The sequence below is a fragment of the Tepidimicrobium xylanilyticum genome (assembly GCF_900106765.1).
Classification (GTDB): domain Bacteria; phylum Bacillota; class Clostridia; order Tissierellales; family Tepidimicrobiaceae; genus Tepidimicrobium; species Tepidimicrobium xylanilyticum.
Genome location: NZ_FNNG01000008.1, coordinates 58,132 through 83,934, shown reverse-complemented (window position 1 = coordinate 83,934; position 25,803 = coordinate 58,132). Strand labels below are relative to the sequence as shown.

Annotated in this window: 14 protein-coding genes; 1 reads left to right on the top strand and 13 read right to left on the bottom strand. The window is 33.8% G+C overall.

The window, feature by feature from the left end:
- Positions 1-62 precede the first annotated feature (62 nt).
- The 9 genes from BLV68_RS09605 to pepT form a co-directional block, all read right to left on the bottom strand.
- The gene (locus BLV68_RS09605) at positions 63-8,063 is read right to left on the bottom strand and encodes a GH36-type glycosyl hydrolase domain-containing protein (RefSeq protein ID WP_093753242.1); all 8,001 of its coding nucleotides are present in this window, start codon (positions 8,061-8,063) and stop codon (positions 63-65) included.
- Between the two features lie 34 nt (positions 8,064-8,097).
- Positions 8,098-10,530, bottom strand: a complete 2,433-nt coding sequence (locus BLV68_RS09600) for a sugar phosphate nucleotidyltransferase (protein ID WP_143035270.1) — start codon at positions 10,528-10,530, stop codon at positions 8,098-8,100.
- Between the two features lie 131 nt (positions 10,531-10,661).
- Positions 10,662-11,714 carry a M42 family metallopeptidase gene (locus BLV68_RS09595; protein WP_093753238.1) on the bottom strand — a complete coding sequence of 351 codons (1,053 nt, stop codon included), beginning with the start codon at positions 11,712-11,714 and terminating at the stop codon, positions 10,662-10,664.
- A gap of 17 nt (positions 11,715-11,731) precedes the next feature.
- Positions 11,732-12,682, bottom strand: a complete 951-nt coding sequence (locus tag BLV68_RS09590; RefSeq protein WP_093753236.1) for an ABC transporter ATP-binding protein — start codon at positions 12,680-12,682, stop codon at positions 11,732-11,734.
- Positions 12,683-13,663, bottom strand: coding sequence for an ABC transporter ATP-binding protein (locus BLV68_RS09585; RefSeq protein WP_093753234.1), 981 nt, complete (start codon positions 13,661-13,663; stop codon positions 12,683-12,685).
- Positions 13,664-13,678: 15 nt separating this feature from the next.
- Positions 13,679-14,506 (bottom strand): nickel transporter permease, encoded by an 828-nt coding sequence (gene nikC / locus BLV68_RS09580; RefSeq protein ID WP_200773741.1) that lies wholly within the window; start codon positions 14,504-14,506, stop codon positions 13,679-13,681.
- Between the two features lie 85 nt (positions 14,507-14,591).
- Complete coding sequence (gene nikB / locus BLV68_RS09575; protein ID WP_093753230.1) at positions 14,592-15,521, bottom strand: nickel ABC transporter permease; 930 nt, start codon at positions 15,519-15,521, stop codon at positions 14,592-14,594.
- A 68-nt stretch (positions 15,522-15,589) separates the two neighbouring features.
- The gene (locus tag BLV68_RS09570; RefSeq protein ID WP_093753228.1) at positions 15,590-17,131 is read right to left on the bottom strand and encodes an ABC transporter substrate-binding protein; all 1,542 of its coding nucleotides are present in this window, start codon (positions 17,129-17,131) and stop codon (positions 15,590-15,592) included.
- Positions 17,132-17,275: 144 nt separating this feature from the next.
- Positions 17,276-18,505 carry a peptidase T gene (pepT, locus tag BLV68_RS09565; RefSeq protein WP_093753226.1) on the bottom strand — a complete coding sequence of 410 codons (1,230 nt, stop codon included), beginning with the start codon at positions 18,503-18,505 and terminating at the stop codon, positions 17,276-17,278.
- A 323-nt stretch (positions 18,506-18,828) separates the two neighbouring features.
- Here pepT and BLV68_RS09560 point away from each other — a divergent pair, with 323 nt between their 5' ends.
- The gene (locus BLV68_RS09560) at positions 18,829-20,121 is read left to right on the top strand and encodes a helix-turn-helix domain-containing protein (RefSeq protein ID WP_093753224.1); all 1,293 of its coding nucleotides are present in this window, start codon (positions 18,829-18,831) and stop codon (positions 20,119-20,121) included.
- Between the two features lie 72 nt (positions 20,122-20,193).
- On the opposite strand, the gene BLV68_RS09555 is transcribed toward BLV68_RS09560, so the two are convergent.
- The 4 genes from BLV68_RS09555 to BLV68_RS09540 form a co-directional block, all read right to left on the bottom strand.
- Positions 20,194-21,885: a phospho-sugar mutase gene (locus BLV68_RS09555; RefSeq protein WP_093753222.1), complete on the bottom strand. Its 1,692-nt coding sequence runs from the start codon at positions 21,883-21,885 to the stop codon at positions 20,194-20,196.
- Positions 21,886-21,896: 11 nt separating this feature from the next.
- On the bottom strand, positions 21,897-23,087 hold the full coding sequence (locus BLV68_RS09550) for a M20 metallopeptidase family protein (protein ID WP_093753220.1): 1,191 nt from the start codon (positions 23,085-23,087) through the stop codon (positions 21,897-21,899).
- A gap of 95 nt (positions 23,088-23,182) precedes the next feature.
- Complete coding sequence (locus BLV68_RS09545; RefSeq protein ID WP_093753218.1) at positions 23,183-24,328, bottom strand: pyridoxal-phosphate-dependent aminotransferase family protein; 1,146 nt, start codon at positions 24,326-24,328, stop codon at positions 23,183-23,185.
- A 146-nt stretch (positions 24,329-24,474) separates the two neighbouring features.
- Positions 24,475-25,740, bottom strand: a complete 1,266-nt coding sequence (locus tag BLV68_RS09540; protein ID WP_093753216.1) for a dicarboxylate/amino acid:cation symporter — start codon at positions 25,738-25,740, stop codon at positions 24,475-24,477.
- Positions 25,741-25,803 lie beyond the last annotated feature (63 nt).

The following is a 25,803-nucleotide window of genomic DNA, read 5'->3' as shown; positions in this document are numbered from 1 at the left end:
AGCTCTGCATTTGCAGAGCTATTAATTTCATCAATCGTATATAGATGGTAATTATTGAAATCCTAGCTATTGCCCATCTCCACTATAATATTATGGTGTAAACCATCATCTATTAATTTTACCCACTTATCTTTTATAGAAACCCCGTCTATCAACAACCTCCTAACACCTCTATTAACTTTATCTGGATTTTTTACTTCTATACTGTATTTAGTACTCTTATATCTATATTCAATGGTAAAGCCTTCCCAATCCTTTGGTATACATGGATTAATGAATAACTTATCCCTTTCTATGGAAAATCCTAGAATGTCCTCTAATCCAACCATGTACAACCAACCAGAGGAACCAGTATACCAAGTCCACCCCCCTCTACCCAAGTGTTGAGGATTGGTATAAACATCTGCAGCCACTACATAGGGCTCTACTTTATATTTAGCTACTTCTATAGGAGTTCTAGAATGGTTTATTGGATTAATTAGTTTAAAAAGATTATAAGCCTTGTCTCCCTCCCCTAGCAAAGCAAAAGCCTTTATTACCCAAGTAGCTGCATGGGTATATTGTCCACCATTCTCCCTAATTCCAGGTACATAGGACTTTATATATCCAGGTTCTATATCGGATATTTCAAAAGGAGGAGTTAATAATGCTATTAACCCTTCCTCTTCATTAATTAAATAATCTTCAACTGCTTTTAAAGCCATTTCTGACCTTTGCCTATCACCAGTACCAGAAATTACTGCCCAAGATTGAGATATGGAATCGATAGTACATTCACTATTTTCCTTAGAACCCAAAGGAGTGCCATCATCAAAGTAAGCTCTCCTATACCAACCTCCATCCCAACAATTCCTTTCTATAGCTTCTTTTATTTGCTCAATTATTATTTCGTACTTTCTTGCCCTATCTAAATCCTCCATCATATTGCAAATAGGTATGAAATCCTTTAGCACCTTTATTATAAACCAGCCTAGCCATACCGATTCCCCTTTCCCTTTATAGCCTACTTTATTCATGCCATCATTCCAGTCTCCTCCTCCCATCAGTGGCAGACCTCTTTCTCCAAATTTTAAAGATCTGTCGATGGCTCTAATACAGTGTTCGTATACTGTACCCATATCACCAGAAATACTTGGCACTTCATACCTTTCCTCTTCTGTTTCCTCAAGAATAGGACTTTCTATAAAGGGAACCTCCTCTTTTAATATACTCTCATCTCCTGTCACTTTAATGTATTTTGCTACTCCAAAAGGCAGCCATAATAAATCATCGGAATATTTGCTCCTAATCCCTTTATGAACCTCACTATCTGGTATTGGATGCCACCAATGCTGTATATCCCCTTCCTTATATTGGTGTTGACAGTTTCTTATAATCTGTTTTCTTGTCTTTTCGGGCATATGGTAGATGGCATTTATTGTATCCTGCATCTGGTCTCTAGCACCAAAAGCACCGCCTACCTGATAAAATCCAGCCCTTCCCCAGATTCTACAGGCAATTGTTTGGTACATTAACCAATTGTTGATCATATAATTCATTGTCTTATCAGGTGTATTTACTTGGATGGTAGATAATATTTGATTCCAGAATTGCTCTACCTCTTTTAAGGATTTCTTTGCATATTGAACATCCTTATATTTATTTATCAGTTCTAATCCTTTCTCTAATTTTTCCTCCACTCCCATCAAAAATGTAAATTCCTTAGTTTCGTTGGGCAGTAGGTTTATGTCTATCCTTATGGCAGCACATGTATTGTATCCAAATCCTACCCTATTAGATAAACTTACCCTCTGAATTCCATCTGGGCTTTCATAATTAGGAAAGCTGCCAATAAACTCCTTCCTATCTCCCGTATAGGAATGTATCTTTTCAGAACTGGATATGAATAAGGTGCTATTTTTAAATTCACTGTTAGCAGAATTCTTAACTATAAATACACTATCCTCTACATCCGTTTCCAATAACCTATCAGTTTCTTCATCTGAAACTCCCAACACAGGTCTAATATAATAAAATAAGCTGATTTTTCTGTCCTCTTTTGAGTTATTCTTTAACCTTACCAAACTGATTTTTATATTATCATTTATAGGCACGAATATGGTAAGCTCCTGATCTATCCCCTGGCTATGGTGGTGAAATCTAGTATATCCCATACCATGGGTTACTAGATAATCCCCATCATCTCTAACAGGTTTAGAGGTAATATTCCAGATTGATCCCGTTATTTGGTCCACTAAATAGATTATTTCGCCTGGTATATCTATTATGGAATCATTATGCCAAGGAGTTAATTTGTTTTCCCTACTATTTTTCGACCAAGTAAAGCCTCCTCCCAGTTCTGTAACTATTGTTCCAAAATCCCTATTAGCTATTACATTTACCCAAGGCATAGGGGTATATATATCTTTAGATAGTTTTATAGTGTACTCTTTACCATCTTTTGAAAATCCTCCATAACCATTATAAAAATCTAAATCTACATCAAGATATTTTACAGGAAACTCCATCAATTTGCCATCATATCTCCTCATAGGTGGGAGCTCATTTTTAATACTCTTAATCTTAACTCCTTCTTCAGCTTTAATTACAATCCTTGCCCAATGGTGTAAGAGGGCAATATCCTCTTCTGGCATATTGCTCTTGTTTCTGATGAATATTCCTCCAGAAACATTTAGGATATTACCTCTCCTTTCGTTAACAATTTCCTGTATATTTTCAAATATGGGCTGAAAATACATACTTTCTTCTTCGTTTAAAATGACTAAATCTACTTTCAATCCCTTGTAAGACCAATATTCATGAGCATCTAATAGTTGAACTAAAGTACTAATGCCCTCCATTGATTTGATTTTAACTAAAACTATGGGATTATCTCCTGAAATCCCATAAGCCCACAGCCCCTCTTTCCCCTTTATATTTTGCTTCAGTATGAGCATATAAGGTTGTTTTATATTCTCATTTAAATAGAATAAACAAGGTAGCAATTCTTCATATAGTCTTGAATTTAGTTTATTTAAACTTAAATAACCCATTTCCGCTTGAGACTTGGTCTTAAACAAGTCTAATGCAATTTTAAAGCTGGTCTTATTATTAAATTTCCTTAAAATATCTATAGCTTCATCCTTACTATTGGTTAAGGCAGAAATGAAAAATATTTCGATTTTTTCTTTAGGTTCCAACTTTATTTTTTTCCCAATGCTCATAATAGGGTCTAATACTATTCCAGAAGAATTAGTAAGCCCTTTAATAATTCCCATTGGAACCTTAAGGAAACCTCCCCTACCTATGAAATTCCCCCTATTTGTCTCGTAATAAAACCTATCCTCACCTTTTATGAAAGTTCTTACTCCATGAAGAATCCACCTATCTTCTCCTTTATCTCTATTCCTTCTGTGGGCTAAAATGCATTTTTCCTCCTCAAGGATTTCCGTTTCAACAAACAGATTATTGAAAGCTGGGTGAGCTAAATCGGCTTCTAACCTTTCTCCTACTATTTCAAAATAGCTTATAACTTCAAGTAATGCCTCTTCTTCCCTATTATTATATAGCCTTATTCTCCTAACTTCTCCCGCTTCCTCAGGCAGTAAAAACACGTCCATTTCCGTTTCAATTTCCCTGTCCTTTCGCCTAAAACTTGCCTTATAAGGTGAAAACTCCACGCTATAATAGTCTGGTTCTTTATAAGTAGGAGCGTAAGCTGCTGACCACAGATAGTTATCCTTTAAATCCCTTATATATATAAACTGACCGTAGGGAATAGACAAAAAATCTCTCCTCCACCTGTTTATAAAGATATCCCCATTCTTTGAAAATCCTTCACCCCTATTGTTTATCATTAACGTATAATCATTTGAAGCCAATAGGTGGCATTTTATATCCTTTAAAAACTCTTTACCATAGATTCTCCTTTCCCATTTTTCCTCTCTCTTTCTTTTAATAGGGATTTCTTCAATCCTGTCACTTTCCTTAGTTATTAATGGATTTAATGGAATCTTTTCCTGCATTAATATTTCTCCGCATTTCATATGAGGATCTCGGTGGAATCTATTTATTAATATTCCATTATTTATATAATTGTTTATAGCTGCAAATATCATCCCTTGATGGTGACTCATATAGGATTTGACGAGGCCTTTATCTAAATGGGAAGGTAGTCTATTAATGCTATAGTCTACCGCTTCGTAAAATCCATATTCCCCATACAAACCTTCATCTTTTAACCTCTTAATATTTGCTATAGCTTCTTTTCGCATAAAATTTAAGGCTAAAAAGGTAGAGTAAGGTGATACCACTAATTCATCCTTTAAACCTCTTTGAAAACCTAAAGTGGGAACTCCAAAGGCCTTATATTGATAGTTAAACAGATTATCAAAGGCAAAATAACCCGATTCAGATATTCCCCAAGGTATATTATTTTTATCTCCATAGTCTATCTGAATACTAATAGATGTTCTATAAGTTTCGTCTAACAATGTATTTTTATAATTTTTTAACACTAAAGATGGCATTAAATACTCAAACATTGTGCCAGACCAGGAAGCAAGGCACATATACTTCTTATCCACTATTATAGGCCTACCTAATCTCTCCCAGTGTTTCAACGGTACCTCTCCCCTAGATATGGCAATATAACTTGTAATACGGGATTCAGAGGCCAATAGATCATAATGTGAGTTTAATACCTTATCCTCTTTAACATTATAGCCAATATAAAAAAGATCTTTTACTTCATCGTATAGAGGGGCAAATTTAGTGCTGTCAATTAAACTCTCTATCCTATGGATTAAATCTAATATTTTACCCTTTTCTTCGTAGCCTTCCATATACTCCTTTAGTCCTTCCTTCAATACTATTAAATAGGATATGAAATTACCGCTATCCACTGTGGATACAAAAATAGGCATTAAGGGTTCCAAGGTTTCCGTATCATACCAATTATAGAGATGCCCTTCCCATTTTTCCATTTTTTCAATCGTATTTAATGTTAAACCGATTAATTCAACCATCTTATTAGTAGTAATAAAACCTAAGTCCCTGCTAGACAGTATGGAAAGCAAGTAAAAGCCTATATTAGTGGGAGAGGTCCTATTGGCAACTCCATTATAAGGATATTCCTGAAAGTTATCTGGTGGAAGATAATTGTTTTTGTCATCTGTAAAGGTTTCGTAAAATTTCCAGGTTCTTTCTCCAATTTCCTTTAATAATTTAAAATCCTCCTCATTTCTTTCAATTGTTTCAATTTCTTCCCTGCTGCTTTCATATGCTAATACTGGGCCAAAAGACCAAAGTATACTTATAATTAAACTAATCATCATATTAGACGGATTAAATATTAGAGTCAATAACAATAAGGCAAGTGATATAATAATATTTGCCCTCATCAATTTAAAATATCCGATCAGATCATTAGCTGATTTTCTTTCCATATCAAAGGCAGTAGTCCACTCTAATAGATTCTTCTTAGAGATAAATACTCTATAAAGGGTTCTTGTTATAGCATCTATCATCATTATGCATTCATGAGGTAAGAATAGGAAGTTCAGTGCTCCTTGATATAAATGGGATTTATAGCCATATATTATATTCCCATTTAATTTTATTTTTCCTATCTTAAATCTTCTATGAAACAACACTTCAATTGTCATAGTTATTAAAGGCAAATGTAGAACTAATATGGATAACCCTAACCAAATATAAATATTTCCTGGGAAAAAGGTTAATCCTAACAATATAATTAACAATAGCGACACAGATAAAAGGCTTCTTCTCATATTGTCTAATATTTTCCACTTTGATAAAAGGGATATCCTCTCTCCAAAAGTGCCACTAAGCCATCTAATTAACTGCCAATCGCCCCTTACCCATCTATGTTGCCTCATTATATAAGAACTATATTTTTCTGGATAACCATCAATCAATTCTATATCCTTAGCCAATCCGACTCTAATCAAGCTACCTTCTAAAAGGTCGTGGCTTAATATGGAATTTTCAGGTATAACATGATTTATACAATTTCTGAATACTTCCACATCGTAAATCCCTTTTCCTGTAAAAATTGCCTCACCAAATAGATCCTGATAAATATCCCATGAAGCCTTACTATAAGGATCAATGCCACCAGCACCAGCAAATATCCTTGTAAATAAGGATTTATTGCTGTACTCAATATTCACCAATATTCTAGGTTGGATTATCCCATAACCTTCCGTAACCACGTTCTTTTCTTTGTCCACAAAACCTTTATTCAAGGGATGAGAAATAGTGCCTATTAACTTCCTGGCCCCGTCTATAGGCAGTATAGTATCTGAATCCAAGGTAATAACATATTTTATTTTACCTTGAAGTTTTGAGATATCTCCAGAAATAGTATTAAAACTAGTATCTTTATCACCTAATAGCAGATTATTGAATTCAACTAAAGCTCCCCTTTTTCTCTCCCATCCAATCCACTTATCCTGGGTTTCCGAATAGACCCTTTCCCTATGGAGAAAATAAAATATATCTTCCTTGTAAGCATATTTTTCATTTAATCTTTTTATGGCTTCAAGTCCTTTATGGATTATCTTTTCATCTTCTATAGCCATCTTTGAATCATCATCTTTAAAATCTCCTAATATGGCAAAATACAAGTTGCTTAATCTATTAGATAGATAGAAGGTTTCTAAATTATTAACCAATTCCTCCAACCTATACTCATCTGGAATTAAGCTTGGAACTACAACAAAAGTAGCCAGATCTTCTGGTATTCCATCTTTGTAGTCAATCTTAGGTAATATTTTAGATTTTACCTTCTTGGAATAATAGTGGTTAATTAGATGAATGGAAAGGGTCATAGCTGGGATAAAAGTTACAATAAATATCAGAATTGCCCAGAATATATTTCCTACAATATATCCATATCTGGCAAATAAGAATGCTAATATTAGGGAAATAAAGGCTATTGGTAGTATATACCTAATAGGGTTTAAATACATATTGGCCTTTTTAACATCCTCTCCGAAAAAGTCAAATAACTTTTCCCTTCCTCTATCCAGAAGATAATACCCTATATGGGCTCTTTTATCAGTAATGCCACTTTTCCATTCTTCTTTAGCAAATTCCAATACCCTTTTAGATAATGAAATTTCTTGAACATTAAATCTTTCCGCTAACTTCTGTATTTCATGCCTATAATACGCTTTAGATGTAGAATCCATATTTTCATATACTTTTAACGGGTCTTCCATTAAAACTTTCTCCACCATGCTAATGGAATTAAAAATTTTCTCCCAATTTAATGAGGAAAGTTTCCTCAATGAAGTTATACAGTAGCTTAAGGATACCCTATATTTTGATTGATTAATATATTCATTTTCTAGGATCTTCTCTACGCTTCTTCCCACATAGTCCAGTTTTTTATTCATCCTATTTAATATCAATTGGAAATCTTCTTTTTCTTCTCTTATCCTTTTGGCAAGCCTCTCTATTTCCCTAAATTCCATACTTGGCAAATTTTCGATAATCCTTTCAATTTTTTCATCTTCGCTTAAATCCCAGCTATCTACCATTTTCCATGAATGCCTAATTTTAATTAGATTTAATGAGATATTCCCAATCCACTCCATTAAACCTAAAACAATATATCTAGAAAACTGGTGTATCTCGTCCAAGGACAAAATATCCCCTCTTTGAAAATCGTTAATGAATTCTATCAGATTTTCTTCGGTAATACTTCCTGCCCCTTTTGATATTAGTTCCAAAGCTAAAATATATATTCTGGGATAACCTTTATACTTCCCAGAATCGATTATGTTTAATAAAATCTTTCTTTCACTTTTAATATTCTTCTTTAGCTCCTTGTAGTTTAATTCAATTAAGTAGAAATTATCTAACAGCCAGTCTGTCCCTTTAGGTAAGGAGTTACCCTCAGATACATCCCTATTAAACTCTAAATATGCCTTTTCTATCTCTTTAAAGCATCTATCCAATCTATTTAGAAAAAAATATTTTGTATTCCCCTTTCTCACACTTCTATATAGAATATGGTTATCTTCATTCATCATTGGTCCATACTCCATCCGCATATTTGTCCTTCCTTTCACCTACTATATTGTCCAGTTATCCTTTTAAAAGCTTAGTAATTCGATCATGGTATTTTGACCACAGCTCTTCTGCATACTCTTCATCATGTCCTTCTATAAATAGATTAAGCTTTGGCTTTTCTTCATCGGGAACAACTAGTACCCAACCTTTGTTATCCATAAATCTAATTCCCTCTTTTAGCTCTATTCCTGCTTTTCCATCACCTGTCAATCTTCTAATTATGTTGCCTTTTTCATCCCATTTACAGGGAATTTCCTTCATTAAATAGAAATATTCCGGTAGCTCCTGTAGCAATTGGTTTAACACCATATTATTTCCTATCAGGTAATCTATTATCTTCCCTGAGGCCCAAATACCATCAAAGTTTAGTATGTATTGAAATTCCAAATCCTTTTTCCACATAGTACCTATTAAATCTGAAATATTAGATTTAGCATAAGTAATACTGCCATCATATTTGCTTCCTATTTTTTCAACGATTCGGGGGAAATTATATGGCACAATGGCTTCTTTGATTTCTCCAGTTTTAAATCCTATGAGTAGAGATAACATATAATATCTTTCACCCTTAATTATATTAAATCCATCGGTTAAAGCTATGCTTTCCCCATCATCACTATAAAGTATTCCTAGGTCTAAATCTTCATCTAATACCATATTTTTTAAACCATCTATTCCGAAAACCTTGATGTCATCTACTACACTCACCAAACAGCCCATTTTTTTCAAAAATTTTTCTGCTAGAGCAGCTATATTTCGAGATTTAGATCCAATAGCTATTTTGGGCCTTTCTTGCCTTATCTTATAAATGTTTTTCAGCCTATTAATTCCTTCTTTTATATAAATAGAAGAAAAGTTATTAATATGGACTATATCCTCTATTTCTTCCCCATTGCATCTTTTATAGTCTTCTATGGCCATAGTGTTTTCGATCTTTCTTTCCATTCCTTTATCTATATTAATGCCTTTATCACCAATTATCTCAATATATACTAATCCCCGATCAACATCACCTGTTCTAATATGAACTCCACCATGAGCTTTAACATGTCGTACACTAAATCTGCACATTGGTAAAGAACTTTCTTCCATATCTACTACTAAGGAACCTGTTGAAAGGATTCCTGATATAATGGAATTTTTTATGGACTTAGATAGATTGTAGTCGTCACTATTTACTACATAAATCCCTTCAAAATTTATAACCGTTGCTAAACTAGCCCCTAATTTAATTGCTAATTCCGGGGTTATAGTGCTATTATAAATTCCCGATATATTTCTTGATCCAAAGAGCCTTCTGGCAGCTTTTTCTTCCCATACCAAATTTCCATTTAAAACCGTACCTTCTTCTATAGTTTTATGGGGCCATACCTTTACTTTAGGCTTTATGGTGGAGTTTCTGAATATTTTAGAATTAACACCTATTACCGCCTCTTCAAAAACTCTACTTCCTTCCTCAATTCTCCCATTATTACATACTACAGCTTTTCTGATTTCACAGTTATTTGAAATTATTACATTATCCCATACAATACTCCTTTTTATTGAACTGCCCTCCCCCACAAAACAGTTACTGCCAATTACTGAATAGGATTCTAAAACTACTCCTGACTTTATTATTGAATTTTTGCCTATGTAAACGGGTGGATATATTTTAGCTCCTTTTTCGATTATAGTCCCTTCTCCTACCCATATTCCTTCCCTTTGACTTTTGCCTAATAGATATTGTCTTTCCTTCTGGGTAAATATATCCTCATGAGTATTTATATAGGATTTTAAATCTCCTACATCACACCAATAACCTTCTCCTACATATCCATACATGGGCACATTATCTTCAAGCAATTTTGGAAACAGATCCTTGCTAAAATCGAAATTCTCACCTTTCCTATAGTACTGGAAAACTTCAGGTTCTAAAATATATATGCCTGTATTTATATTATCGCTAAACACTTCTCCCCAACTGGGTTTTTCCAAGAAACGTAAAATCTTTCCTCCGTCATCGGTTATAACTAGTCCATATTCTAATGGGTTAGGCTCCCTCTTTAAAACTAATGTGGCTTTTGAACCCTTTTTTTTATGAAATTCATAAGCTTTCTGTAAATCTATATCGGTAAAAGCATCTCCACTGAGAACGATTAAGGTGGTGTCTAAAAACTCCTCTGCATTCTTTACACTGCCACCTGTCCCTAAAGGCTTTTCCTCTATGTAATACTTGATATTCACATCAAATTTGGAACCATCTCCAAAATAATCCATAATCATATTAGGTAGATAATATAATGTAACTGCTATATCTTTTATTCCATGTTTTTTAAACAGTTCCACTCCATATTCCATTACGGGCTTATTAAAAATTGGTACCATAGGTTTAGGTAAATCACAAGTTAAAGGTCTAAGCCTAGTACCAATTCCTCCAGACATGATAATCCCTTTGATTATAATCACTCCTTCCCTTTAATGCTATTAAACAATATTTTGTGGATTATTTGTATTTTTTATTCATAATGAAATATGGAGGAAATAAAAAAACTCTTTTCATGCTTAAATAAGCTTGAAAAGAGTTTTCATTTATATAATTATTTAATATTATTTTCATCTGCCATCAAATACTCAATTAACAATTTAATATTATTCTCTATCCCATCTATATGGGTTCTTTCATAATGGTGAGTAGCATCTACCCCTAATCCTATGCAAGCAAAGTTAGCGTCTACACCTTGTAACATGGCTAGACTTGCATCTGATCCATATCTATAATGAACATCCACATTATATTTAATATTGTTTTCTTCTGCTAATTGAACCAACCTATTTCTAAATCCAAAATCGTAAGATGTACGGCTATCCTTAGCCAGTATAGTAACGCTTTTTTCATCGGAAGTATGGTTTCCGCCAACAGTTCCAATATCTAAAGCCAATATTTCAGTAGTTCCTTCTGGAATTCCATATAAACCATGCCCCATTTCTTCATAATTGCTGATAAAGAAATGAGTTGTTCGTTTTGGAGTAAGGTTATTATCTACTAAATATTTTATTGCTGCAAACATAACGGCTACACAAGCCTTATCGTCAAGATGTCTAGACTTAATATATCCATTTTCAGTTATAATTGGTCTTGGTTCAAAGGAAACGAAGTCTCCTACTGCTATTCCTAATTTTTTTACATCATCAACTGAACGAACATCTTCATCAATTCTAACCTCTATAGTCTCCTCAGTTCTTTCTACTTGAGATACTACATCAGAATATATATGAATTGAAGCTTTCTCAGGTAATATGGTGCCAGTATAAACTTTTCCTTTTCTAGTTTTTATATATACATTTTCTCCTTCAACGGAGTTCCAAGAAAACCCACCAATATTGGAAAGTTTTAACCTTCCATTAGATTTTATTTCTTTTACTATAGCACCCAATGTATCGATATGTGCAGATATCAGCCTTTCATTCCCTTCTTCTTGTCCTTTAATGGTTCCGTAGATGGCCCCTTTATTGGTTTTACTTACTGTAATACCTAAAGATTCAAATTCTTTTTCTAACCTATCCATAGCCTCAGAAGTATCTCCACCTGGACTATTAATCTTTAATATTTCAAGCATTAAATCTAAGGCATATTTCATATCAATATTCATATCGATCTCCTCCGTTCTCATTCTACTATATGACATGCTACAAAATGACCTGGTTTTTTCTCTTCAAATTGAGGTTTTACCTCTTTACAAATATCCTTTCTATTTCTGCATCTTCCATAGAAAACACAACCAGGACCTGGGTTAATAGGGCTAGGGACATCTCCCTCTAACATGATACGCTCTCTCTTAATTCCAACCTTTGGAATAGGAATAGCAGACAATAATGCTTGAGTATAAGGGTGTAGTGGGTCTTCGAATATTTTATTGTATTCAGTTAGTTCAACAATATTTCCAAGATACATTACTGCAATCCTATCACTTATGTGTTTAACTACACTTAAGTTATGGGCTACAAATATATAAGTTAGACCTAATTTTTCCTGCAACTCATCTAATAAATTCAATATCTGAGACTGGATACTTACATCAAGGGCTGAAACTGGTTCATCTAATACTATAAACTCTGGGTTTAAAACTAATGCCCTAGCAATTCCAACCCTTTGTCTTCTTCCACCGTCTAACTCGTGAGGATAGGAATTTATTAGTCTTTTTTCCAAGCCTACAAGTTCCATAGTATGTTTTACTCTTTCTTCAATTTGATTTTTAGGAACTACACCCTTATTTACATATAGAGGGTCAGCTATTAATTCAAAAACGCTAAGCCTTGGATTTAAGGAGGAATAAGGGTCTTGGAAAACTATTTGCATTTTTTTTCGCATTTCCTTCATCTGCTTATTATTGTATTTTACAATATCTTCGCCTTTATAAATCACTTGCCCAGATGTTGGCTCGTGGAGTCTAAGGATGGCTCTTCCAGTTGTAGATTTCCCACAACCCGATTCTCCCACTAAGCCTAACGTTTCTCCCTTCTTTACCTGAAAGCTTATATCGTCTACAGCATGCAGTGTGCCTCCTTTAGTATTAAAATACTTTTTTAGATTCTTAACATCTATTAATACGTTTTCCATTTATTTGCCCTCCTTTATTCCCTTATCATATAAAAGGCAGGAAACGAAATGGCCTTCTTCCACTTCTATTGGTTCAGGAACTCTTTTTTTGCATATTTCCATACAATTTATACATCTAGGATGGAATTTACATCCAGTTGGTAAATTTGAAGGGTCAGGTGGAGAACCAGGTATTACATCTAGTTTATCCTTATCTTCATCTAAACTAGGTATCGAATTAAATAATCCTATTGTGTATGGATGAAGGGGGTTATTATAGATTCTTTCAACATTACCGTATTCCACTACGCTTCCAGCATACATTATAGCAACATAGTCACAAGTTTCAGCAACTACTCCTAGATCGTGAGTAATAAGAAGCATTGAAGTGTTAAATTTAATCTTTAATTCTTTCATAAGCTCTAATACTTGAGCTTGAATAGTAACATCCAAAGCAGTAGTAGGCTCATCAGCTATAATCAACTTAGGATTACATGCTAATCCCATTGCAATAACGACCCTTTGTTTCATACCACCGCTAAATTCGTGAGGATAATTGTCAAATCTTTCTTTTCTGATGCCTACTGTTTCCAGCATAGCTTCAGCTCTTTTTCTCAATTCATCCTTTGGTAAATCTTCATGTAGCTTTATTACCTCTTCAATTTGTTCCCCTACAGTCATAATCGGGTTTAACGAGGTCATAGGATCTTGGAATATCATTGATATCTTATTTCCTCTAATCTCTCTCATTTCCTTTTCAGTTTTTTCTAATAGGTTTTCACCTTCAAAATATATTTCACCACTTACGATTCTTCCTGGGGGATTTGGAACTAATCTCATAATTCCTAAAGCTGTTGTAGTTTTACCAGCTCCAGTTTCACCAACAAACCCTAAGGTTTCTCCTTCTCTAATCTTTAAATTCAAATTATTTACAGCCTTATTAGTTCTTTCATCTGTAACATATTCTATGCTCAAGTTTTTGATTTCCAATAAGTTTCCCATATATAGAACACCTCTCTATTGCTTTAATTTTGGATCTAGCGCATCTCTTAAGCCATCCCCTAGTACGTTAAAAGCAAAAATAGTGATTACTATCGCAATACCTGGAAATAGGGTTAAGTGAGGATAATTCCTTATATACATTCTGCCTCCCGATAACATAGCTCCCCATTCAGGAGTAGGCGGTTTAATTCCTAAACCTATAAAGCTTAAACCTGCTGCTGTCAATATTGCTAGTCCAATTCCTAGAGTTGCTTGTACTATTACAGGTGCTAAACAGTTTGGTATTACGTGTTTAAATATTATCCTTAAATCGCTTGAACCGGTAGCTTTAGCAGATTCAACAAATTCCTGATTTTTTATAGAAATTACTGATGCTCTAACTATCCTTGCATATTGGGGAATAGAAGATACTCCAACAGCAATCATAAGATTTATCAGACTGTTCCCTAACGCTGCAACAATTGAAATAGCCAGTAACATTTGTGGAATAGATAAAAGTATATCCATAATTCTCATGATAACATTATCTACTTTCCCAGAAAAATAACCAGCTACAGCACCTAAAAAACCACCAACTACTACTGCAATGCCAACTGCTATTACTCCTACCTGTAACGAAATTCTAGAACCATAAATAATACGGCTAAATATATCTCTACCAAATTCATCAGTGCCAAATAGATGCTTTAAGCTAGGTGTTTGAAATGTATTTTGAAGATCTTGTTCATCATACCCATAAGGTGCTATAATATTAGCAAAAATTGCTACTAATATTAGTATAACAAGTATTACTAAACCGATTATGGCTAATCTATTCTTCTTCAATCTCATCCATACGCCCATTAATTGACTATTGCTTTTATTCTTATTTTTTTTCCCATTGGCTACAGCTTTTGTTTCTGCCATTTATTTTTCCCTCCCTTGCTAATTATTTATATTGAGTCTTAACTCTTGGATCGATATATGCATAATATAAATCAACCATCAAGTTAACAATACAGAAAGTAATAGATATTACTAAAACACTTCCTTGTACCATTGGGAAATCTCGCATTTTAATTGAATCAACCATTAATCTTCCAATGCCTGGTATTGAAAAGATAGTTTCTGTAAGAACAGCACCACCTAATAATCCTCCAAATTGAAGCCCAATACTAGTTGAAATTGGTATTAAGGCATTTCTAAAAGCATGCTTTAACACTACTACTCTTTCCTTTTGACCCTTTGCCCGTGCAGTTCTTATATAATCCTGTCCAGATACTTCTAACATGCTAGAACGAGTCATACGAGCTATAATCGCTACAGATTGGGCTCCTAAAGAAACTGCTGGTAAAATCATATGTTTAAATGACGCATAACCTGACGATGGAAGTACCTTTAACTGAACGGAGAAAAACAGTATAAGAAGAAGTCCTAGCCAGAATACTGGCATTGAAATCCCTATTAAAGCAAATGCCATAGTAACATTATCAAAAAATGAATATTTCTTTACAGCAGAAATTATACCTATAGGTATTCCTAATATAATAGCAAATAGCACAGAACTTGCAGCAAGTTTTATAGTTGATGGAAATGCAGCAATTATCTCCTTCATTACAGGCTGTCTGGTAACATAGGAATTACCTAAATCCTGATGAAGGATTAACTTCTTCATATAATTAAAATATTGAATTAAAAAGGGTTTATTTAACCCCATCTCTTCCCTTAACTGTTCTACAGCTTCCTCAGGTGCAGATTCCCCTAATACTAATCTAGCAGGATCTCCTGGGGTGATGTACATCAATGTAAAAACGATAAACGTTACTCCTAAAAGAACTGGTATTAACATCAAGAGCCTTCGTAAAATATATTTAATCATCTCTTCACTCCTCTCATGGTGTTATTATTATAACAAGGGTGCATTTCTACACCCTTGTTATAATTTCATTATTCGCCAAATGTTATTCTATATAGTGGGTGGAACCCAAATGGAGTAAGTTTTAGATTCTTAACATATTTTTGTGAACCTATTATAGCTTCACCATGACATAATGGAATCCATGGAGTTTCCTCAGCATGTATTTCTTGAATTTCATAATAAATTGCCTCTCTTTCAGGAGAATCCTTCATCCTTCTACCTTGTAGAAGTAGTTCATTTACTCTATCATTTTCAAAGAATGAGAAGTTTGCTCCTGCTCCCAATGTCTCTTTACTTAATGGTCCATAAAGAGCTAAATCAGGGTCTGAAGATTGGCCTGTCCATCCTATAATAAACATTTCTTGTTCTCCATTAGCTAATTTCTCTAAATAGCTTCCCCATTCAAGTATCTCAACTTCTACTTCAATTCCAACCTCTTTAAGTTGGCTTTGAATAATAGTTGCCATATCTATTCTTTCTTGTTTTTCATTGGTCCAAAGTTTTGTTTTAAATCCATTTCCATATCCTGCTTCTGCAAGAAGTTCCTTAGCTTTTTCCACATTATATTCGTATTGTTTAATATTAGAATTATAGTAATTTATATTTGGTGACATAGGACCTATAGCTACACTGCCCACGCCTTTCCAAGCAGTTTCTACAATAGATGGAATATCTAATGCGTAACGAATTGCTTGTCTAACTCTAACATCATTAAATGGTTCTTTTTTGTTGTTAAATCCTAAATATTGAGTTTGGTTATCAACCAATCTTGTTAGTTGAAGATCTTCATTTTCTTCTATTCTTTCTATATCATTTGCTGAAATTTCATAAGCAACATCCACTCCGCCACTTTCAAGCTCTATAGTTCTATTAGTAGCTTCAGGAATTGCTCTTATTACCATTTTCTTGAAGGCTGGTTTTTCACCCCAATAATCTTCAAATCTTTCAAGTTCTATTCTATCTCCTTTTTTCCAATCTACAAATTTAAAAGGACCAGTTCCTACTGGATTCATTGCATAATTATCTCCAGCTTCTTCTACAGCTTTTTGACATAATACACTTGCACCAGGATGCATTAAATTATATAAGAAACCAGTATTTGGATTCTTTAATTTAAAAGAAAATGTAGCATCATCAATAATTTCAAAACTATCTACATCAATATCGCCAAATAGATTTGCTACAGCTGGAGAAGTTGCAGCCCTTTGAAGACTAAATACAACATCATCTATTGTCATTTCCTCTCCATTATGGAATTTAACACCTTTCTTAATTGTGAACTTATAAGTTACATCATCTACTTGTTCATAACTTTCTGCTAATGATGGAACCAATTCACCATTGTCATCTAAAGCAAGTAGGCTGTTGTAAATTTGAACCATTACATTTGAAGCTGCTACTTCATTTACTGCGTGGGGATCTAATGATTTTGCATCATAAGCAGTTGCTACTATCAATTCATCTTTTTGTGTAACATCTGTCTCATTACCTCCACCACAACCAACTAAACTAGTTAGCATTAGTGCTACAGTTAATACTAATACTATTTTTTTAGTAATTTGTTTTGACATTAAGTTCCCTCCTTATTTTTTTTAAATTATTTAATTAAATAATTATTTAAAAAAAAAATTTTTGCCAAGTTATAACTTATTGATAATCTAATAACCTTTTAATAAAATTGATATTTTTCTAACAATTTTAGCCATTTTTGTAGTTTATATATTTTCTTTTACATTTAATTCAATTATCTTTAATATTACTTGTACAGCTTTTTCCATAGCAACTACGGGAATATACTCATATTTCCCATGGTAGTTGTGTCCACCTGTAAAAATATTAGGACAAAGTAATCCTTTATAGGAAAGCATTGCTCCATCTGTTCCTCCTCTTATAGGAACAATTATAGGTTTGATGCCTAAATCTTCCATTGCTTTCTTTGCCAGCTCAATAATTCTGATGTTTGGTTCGATCTTTTCCTTCATGTTGTAATAGGTATCCTCAATTTTTAGTGTGATTATATCTCCATACCTTCTATTTAAAAACTTAACTATTTCTTCCAAGTCCTCTTTTTTCTTATTAAACTTGTTCTTATCGTGGTCTCTTATTATATACTCAATTTCTGTTATTTCTACAGTCCCTTTAAATCTAGTTATATGATAGAATCCCTCATATCCTTCAGTAAATTCTGGTCTTTCATTTACAGGAAGCATACTATTTAATTCCATACCAACAAGTATAGAATTAATCATCATATTTTTGGCTGTCCCCGGATGGATATTGGTACCTCTTATAGTGATCTTTGCTGCAGCCGCATTAAAGTTTTCATAATTTATCTCACCAATAGGACCGCCGTCTACAGTATAAGCAAAATCTGCATTAAACCTTGCAACGTCAAAATGATCTGCTCCTCTACCTATTTCCTCATCTGGGGTAAACGCTATCTTAATGGTTCCATGAGGTATGTCTGGATTTTTTATTAAATATTCTACTGCAGCTATTATTTCAGCTATCCCAGCTTTGTTATCAGCTCCAAGTAAGGTAGTACCATCAGTGGTAATTATGGTTTCACCTATATAATTTTTTATATGTGGAAAATCTTCCACTGATAACACTATATTTTTCTCCTCATTGAGTACAATGTCTTTACCATCGTAATTTTCTACTACTTTTGGTTTTACATCTTTGCCGGGCATATCAGGTATAGTATCCATATGGGCAATAAAACCAATGGTCGGTACCTCTTTATCAATATTAGAGGGTAAGGTTGCCATAACATAACCATTTTCATCAACGATTACATCTGATAGACCTAGTTCTTCCAATTCTTTGCCAAGCATTTTAGCAAATTCCAACTGAGTTTTGGTACTTGGCACAGTTTTGGACCTGTCATCTGATGCTGTGTCAATTTTTACATATCTTAAAAACCTTTCCACAACAGCCGACACAATATAACCTCCTTTTTACTGAACTTCCACTACACATGTAATCTATGTAATAAGAAATCAGCAATATGTAATATGTAAACAGAATAAAAATAGTTTCGGGCATGTTTTGGTCATGTCCTTTATTCTCTGAATAAGAATATCATAATTTTTTTGAGATGTCAAACAATATTTAATTCGGACTATTATAGCAATTTTAGCCATAATTATTTATAATTTAATGATTTACATCGTTAAACACAATATTTTAATTTTTCTAGCATATTTTTGTTAGAAAAATTTTAATTATGTGATAAAATTAAAATATAAATAAGGAGGGATAACCGTTGAAGATCGGGATAGTAGGCACCATTGAACCAATAGATAAGATTCTGAAAGTCATTGATATGTATTACTCTAATGTTGATCCAATTATCTATACTATAAATCGGGTTAGTGAAGTACATGATATTATACATGAATGCATGGACTTAAGTAATGGTATCCTGTTTACAGGGGCAGGAGTGACATCAGAAGTTGAAAAATCAATAAACTTAACTGTTCCCTATGAAACCATACAAAGGGACGGCAGCAGCATAATGAAAGTCTTTTGGAGCATAAGCCAGGATGGCAAAATTATTGACAATATGAGTATAGATTTTTTAGAATGGGAATTGATATACGAGATTGTAGATGAGTTTGGTTTACATGTGAAAAATATTTATAATAAGCCTTTTAATCCTGAAACTCCTGAAGTAGAGTATGAAGACTGGCATCTATCTTTGTATAATAAGGGTAAAATTGATATAATTATTACAGCTTTTGGCTCCATTTATAGTAATTTATTATCTCTTAATCTGCCTGTTTATAGACTAGATTTAACTGTACCTCTTATTAAAAAATCAATGGACAACCTCATACATAAAATAAAGAACAAAGAAATGGAAGCCAATCAAATAGGCATTCAAGTAATCAAATTTAAAAATGTTATGGAATCCAATATAACAGAATATCAAGCTATGGTGATGGCTAATGCTGTAGAGAAAGAGTTGATTGTCTATGCAAAAGAGGTACAGGGAAGCATTCTGAAACTGGACAATCACCATTTTATGATCTGCAGCACAAAAAGAACTCTCGAAAATAGTCAGAATTTAAATTTTTATCATAATATAGTAAATAGATTGAAAAAGAATAATATTGAGATTTTTTCTGGTATGGGATTTGGGTTGACTGGTTGGCATGCGGAGCGAAATTCTAAATATGCATTGAGTATGGCAGAAAAGGAAAACAATGGAACCCTATACATAGTTGACCATGATATGAAAGTAAGAGGTCCCGTAAAGCAGGATTATGAAAGATCTTATAAATTGATAATAACAGATGACAAATTAAACAAAATTTCCAAAGAGATAGGCATTAGTCCCACCTATTTATCAAAATTACTTTCAGTAACAAAAGATTCCAATAATAAGTATTTTTGCTCTGAAACCTTGGCAAATTATTTAAATATCTCCGTAAGAAGTGCAAGGCGTTTAATATCTAAATTGGAAGAGTCAGGATATGGAGAAATTGTTACTACTGCCATTACCAAGGGCACAGGAAGGCCTAAGAAAATAATCAAATTAAAAAATATTATCTGATAAAATACCAAATTCATTATTTATACCAAAAGATTATAAGGCTCTTAGGTTAATTAAACCTAGAGCCTTTTATCATTTAATCGATTCTATTCTTTCTATTGTTGCTTTCTCAATACACTTTATTTTGTGTTCAGCCAATTCCCTATTTTTTCCCTTTGAGTAAATATATATCTTTATTTTAGGTTCTGTTCCAGAAGGCCTAATGGCATACCAGGAGCCATCATCAAATAAATATTTCAATACATCGGATTTAGGATTGCCAGTTTGATCCTTCAAATAGTCTATAGTTTTTATCAATTTCATATCTTCAATAGTAGTAATAGGAAAACTTCTAAAGGAATTCATAATCCTCTTAATCCTCTCTTGCCCTTCAACTCCCTCTAACACTAGGGAAATTAATTTATCCAAATAGTATCCGTATTTTTCATATAGTTCTTCCACCCTCTCCAATAGGGTAATGCCCTTTTTCTTATAATAAGCAGCCATCTCAGCTATTAACATAGAAGATATGACTCCATCCTTATCTCTAACAATAGTGCTATACACATAACCTATACTTTCTTCATATCCAAATATAAAAGTATGCTCCTTCGTCCTATCAAATTCATTGGCCTTTCCGCAAATATGTTTAAAACCAGTAAGGGTTTCTATGGTAGTTATGTTATAATCTTCAGCAATAGTTTTGCTTAGATCTCCCGTTACTATGCTTTTTACTATTGCCCCGTTTCCTGGGACATCCCCTTTTTCTGCTCTATTAGATAATATATAATCTACCAATAACGCTCCAGTTTGATTCCCATTTAAAAAGACATATTCTCCTTCATGGTTCTTAACCATACAAGCTACCCTATCACAGTCTGGATCCGTTGCAATTAAAATATCTGCGTCCTTTTCCTTCCCATAATTTTTAGCGTATTCAAAGGCTTTAACGTCTTCAGGATTTGGATATCCTACAGTAGTAAAATCTGGATCTGGCTTTTCTTGTTCCTTTACCACATATACTTGAGTGAAACCCCTTTCCCTTAGAACTCTTCTAACCAATTCATTGCCAGTACCATTTAATGGAGTATAAACTATTCTAATCCCTCTATCTATATCATCACTGATTCTCAATCCTTTAATTTCTTCCACATACTTATCATCTATTTCCTTTCCAATGTATTGAATAAGCCCTCTACCTATACCTTCTTCAAAATCTATTATGTTAATATTGGAAAAATCCCCTATATCATTGATATTGTTCAATATCTCTACAGCTACATCATCTAGTATCTGAGAACCTTCTTCCCAATAAACCTTATAACCGTTATAATCCTTAGGATTATGGCTGGCAGTAATTACAATTCCCGAGATGGTATTTAATTCTCTAATAGTATACGATAATAAAGGAGTAGGTCTTATATCATCAAATAAATATACTTTTATACCGTTAGCTGCTAGCACTCTAGCAGCTATTTTTGAAAACTCCTTTGAAAAATGCCTTACATCATAGGCTATAGCCACTCCTCTTTCCATGGCTTCTTTCCCTCTTTTTTTTATGGTATTAGCCAACCCTTGAGTGGCTAAAGATACGGTATATCGGTTCATTCTATTAGTACCTGCCCCAATTTTCCCTCTTAATCCAGCCGTTCCAAAGGTTAAATCCTTATGAAACCTATCCTCTATCTCTCCTTTATCATCCTTAATGGATTCCAGCTCCTTTTTAGTTTCTTCATCAAAATATTCACTGTTTATCCAATAATTGTATTTCTCTAAAAAATCCATTTAATCCCCTCCTATTCCATTGTATTCAAAAATTCTAAAGCATTTTTTACTTGCAATAAAACACCAATAATCAAGCATTCTTCATCTATATCAAAATAAGGTGTATGTCCCCCATAAATTATACCTTTTTCTCTATTTCCAGAGCCTAATTGGAAAAAAGCGGAAGGTCTATTAGCTGCAAAATAAGAGAAATCTTCTACTCCAAAGCTTGGGTAAGGTATTTCATATACACTATCTTCCTCTAATAACTCCAATCCATTACTCTTTATAATATCTACCATATAATCATCATTTATCAAAGGTGGATAGCTTTCTTGCCTAATCATTTCTCCTCTTCCTCCTAAGGATTTGGGAATTTGTTCAACTATATCCCTTATTTTATCTATTACTAACGTCCTTGATTCTGCCTTTAAAGTTCTTACTATGCCTTCCATTTCCACCTTATCTGCTATTATATTTCCTGCACAGCCTCCTTTAATAGTACCTATTGTGAGTACTGCAGAAGTTCTAGGGTCTACATTTCTACTTACTACCATCTGCAAAGCGTTTAATACTTGACCAGCTACTGCGATAGCATCTACTCCATCTTGAGGATAGGCTCCATGACTATTTTTCCCATATATGTTTACCTTAATCTCATCAGAAGCAGCTTTCATTTGACCATACCTAATGCCAATCTGTCCCGCTTCAATGCTATTATCTACGTGAAGACCAAATACTCCATCTACATAGGGGTCTTCCAATACGCCTTCTTCTATCATGGGTAAGGCACCTCCGATGGTTTCCTCTGCTGGTTGAAAAAACAGTTTTATGTTTCCTTTTATTTCATCCTCCAGATCCTTCAATATCCTGCTAGCCCCTAATAGAATAGCAGTATGAGCGTCGTGACCACATGCATGCATCTTGCCCTTTACCTTAGATTTATAGGGAACCTCCTTTTTATCCTCCATGGGTAGTGCATCTATATCAGCCCTTAAGGCTACAGTTTTCCCTTTCCTTTTACCCCTAATTATCCCCATTACTCCCGTTTTTGCCACTATCTTATTTTCAATGCTCATCTCATTCAAGTATTCAATTACTTTGTCCCTAGTCCTGTATTCTTCAAAACCTAGTTCTGGATGCTGATGAAAATCCCTCCTTATTTCTATCACCCAATTTTTTATTTCTATTGCTTTCGACTTTATATAATCTGTTTTTACCATATATTCACCTCTTAGATAGGTTTTCTAATATTATAACATATAATGGAAAGAAAAATAAGATAGCTTCCTATTGGAAACTATCTTATTTTGAGTTACTACTTCAATAATTCTTCTGCTAGTTTGCCTACGCCTTTGCCAAGGACATCCTTAATCCCTAATCTATAAAGTGTTCTTTCAATAGCTGAAATAGTAGATACTAAATCATGAAAATCAATGTTACCCATATGCCCTAGCCTAAACATCTTTCCAGCATATGCACCTAGTCCACCTGCTACTACAACACCTTCCTCTGCTAATACCTTTCTAAACTCTCCATCTTCTATACCATCCATATACAATACATTAGAAAGAGTTACCGCCCTATGTTCTCTTTCAGCTAATAGGGTAAATCCTAATTCTTCCAATGCTGCTTGCATAGCTCTTGCTACTCTAATATGCCTTTTGTATCTATTTTCAATTCCCTCTTCTTTCATAATCCTTAGAGACTCTTTTAATGCCCATATTAAGTTTACTGGTGGTGTACCAAAGTATTTGGCTGGGTCCCTCATTATTGGAATCCATTTTTCAAAATCAATATAATAATCTCTAATGGTGCCTAAAGATTTTCTCCTCTCTAACGCTTTAGGGCCAGCTAGTACTATGGCCAAACCTGGGGCTACTCCAAAGGCTTTTTGGGAACCGGTAATTAAAACATCTATACCCATTTCATCTAGATATTCCGGCTCTGCTGCTGTGGCACATACTCCATCTACAACTAACAGAGTGTCTTCAAACTTTTTAACTACTTCTCCTATTTCAGCCAGCGGTGCACATATTCCTGTTGAGGTATCTACGTGAGTAACGGTTATAGCTTTATAATTCTTTTCCTTTAATTTTTTCTCTATTTCCTCAACAGGTACAATAGTTCCCCATTCAGATTTTAGCACATCTACCTTTAATCCCTTTCTTTGGCATAGTTCTACATAGCGATCACCAAAAAATCCATGAGATACTACTAATACATCATAGCTTTCTTTAGTTATATTGGCTATTCCCATTTCCATAGCTAAGGTTCCAGTTCCAGCTACAACGAAGGCTTCTCCTTCCGTTTTAAATATATCCTTTAAATCCCCTATTACTTCCTTAAAATCTTTTACAAAATCTGGATCTCCAAAAGCTACTGTTTCTCTTCCCATTTGGTCTTGTATAGACCTGACAACAGGTGTTGGCCCTGGAATCATAACCAGTTTCCTATTTTTCATCTCCACTAACCTCCCAAATATTAGTAAACAATCTACAAATGCGAATTAAATCCATTCTACAGTTCAAGATATTTACCTATAGTGAAACTATTTTTATTCTGTTAAAATTATTATATTACTTAATACTGGAAAAGTCAAACGTCATTCTATGCTTCAACATATTGGACATACTTCACTTCTTTCTTATCGTTATAAACATCTGCATCAAACTCACCTAAATCCTTAGATACTAGCATGCCTACCAACACATCAACATCTACATTCATTAAAGTACGTAGAGCTCCTGCAAACCAGTCAATTCCAATAAGAATTGCAACACTCTCTAGTGGTAATCCTAGGGCAGTTGCAAAGAAAGTATATACTACAACTGATCCACCTGGAACTACAATTGTTCCCATACACATCATACATGCCAACAAAACACCTGTAAGAATTTCAACATTTGTAAGGGCAATGCCAGAAGCCTGAGCCATAAACATAATAGCTAAAACATAACATTGAACCGCACCACAGCTATTCATTGTCATAGTAATAGGTCCAGTAAAATCAGCTACTCTACGGCTTACTCCAAATTTTGTAACTGAATCTTCCATCTTAGTTGGTAAACATACTGCACTAGAAGTAGTAGTAAGTGCCATAATAGACATTTTAGCATATTTCTTAGGCATCTTTAAAGGATTTACCCCACATCTAAAGGCTGTTAAAGGACAGTATATTAAGAACTGGATAATGTCGCCTACCAAAAGTGCAAGAAGGAATTTAAGCATAGGGAAAATAACATCAAAGCCAGTTGTTCCTACAACAGGGGCAAGCAAGCAAAATATTCCTATAGGTGCTAATTTCATAACCATCTCTATAATTCTCATAATAATCCCATTAATATCCTTAATAAGCAATAGAACATTATTCCTTCCGGTAGCTCTAGCATATCCTCCTGCTGCAATACCAAATATTAGAGAAAATATAATGCATTGTATGGTAGAGCCACTACTCATAGCACTAAATATGTTGGTTGGCACAAAATTGACTAAAGTATCAATCACTGAAACATCAGATAATTGATTCGTAGTAGCTTCAACTGCTGCATCAAGTGTAATTCCTACCCCAGGTTTAAATAAATAGGATAAGCCTAGTCCTAAAAAGGCTGAACAAAGGGTAAAAAGTATAATATATTTAAATGTATGAAAACTCATTTTACCTGCACTAGCACTCTCAATATTTCCTATTGCACTAGCAACAGAAGTCATCACCAAAGCTACGATTGACATCTGAATAAGCCTGATCCAAATGGTGCCAATAAATTGAATCTTTTCCATCCAAGGGCCTACGATTGCTCCAATTATTAACCCCAAAACACTTGCCATTATTATTTTAGTAGTTAAGGAAACTTTCTTTTTTCCTTTCGGTGACATAATTCCATCTCCCTTCATAATTTTTTGTTGTATTAGATATGAGGTAACTTAGATACCAGATTA

Bases quoted from the DNA above. Each gene is read 5' to 3' on its own strand.
- BLV68_RS09540 (WP_093753216.1), bottom strand. From the start codon at position 25,740: ATGTCACCGAAAGGAAAAAAGAAAGTTTCCTTAACTACTAAAATAATA.
- BLV68_RS09590 (WP_093753236.1), bottom strand. From the start codon at position 12,682: ATGGAAAACGTATTAATAGATGTTAAGAATCTAAAAAAGTATTTTAAT.
- BLV68_RS09555 (WP_093753222.1), bottom strand. From the start codon at position 21,885: ATGGATTTTTTAGAGAAATACAATTATTGGATAAACAGTGAATATTTT.
- BLV68_RS09550 (WP_093753220.1), bottom strand. From the start codon at position 23,087: ATGGTAAAAACAGATTATATAAAGTCGAAAGCAATAGAAATAAAAAAT.
- BLV68_RS09595 (WP_093753238.1), bottom strand. From the start codon at position 11,714: ATGAATATTGATATGAAATATGCCTTAGATTTAATGCTTGAAATATTA.
- BLV68_RS09545 (WP_093753218.1), bottom strand. From the start codon at position 24,328: ATGAAAAATAGGAAACTGGTTATGATTCCAGGGCCAACACCTGTTGTC.
- nikB (WP_093753230.1), bottom strand. From the start codon at position 15,521: ATGATTAAATATATTTTACGAAGGCTCTTGATGTTAATACCAGTTCTT.
- BLV68_RS09585 (WP_093753234.1), bottom strand. From the start codon at position 13,663: ATGGGAAACTTATTGGAAATCAAAAACTTGAGCATAGAATATGTTACA.
- BLV68_RS09605 (WP_093753242.1), bottom strand. From the start codon at position 8,063: ATGCGGATGGAGTATGGACCAATGATGAATGAAGATAACCATATTCTA.
- nikC (WP_200773741.1), bottom strand. From the start codon at position 14,506: ATGGGCGTATGGATGAGATTGAAGAAGAATAGATTAGCCATAATCGGT.
- BLV68_RS09570 (WP_093753228.1), bottom strand. From the start codon at position 17,131: ATGTCAAAACAAATTACTAAAAAAATAGTATTAGTATTAACTGTAGCA.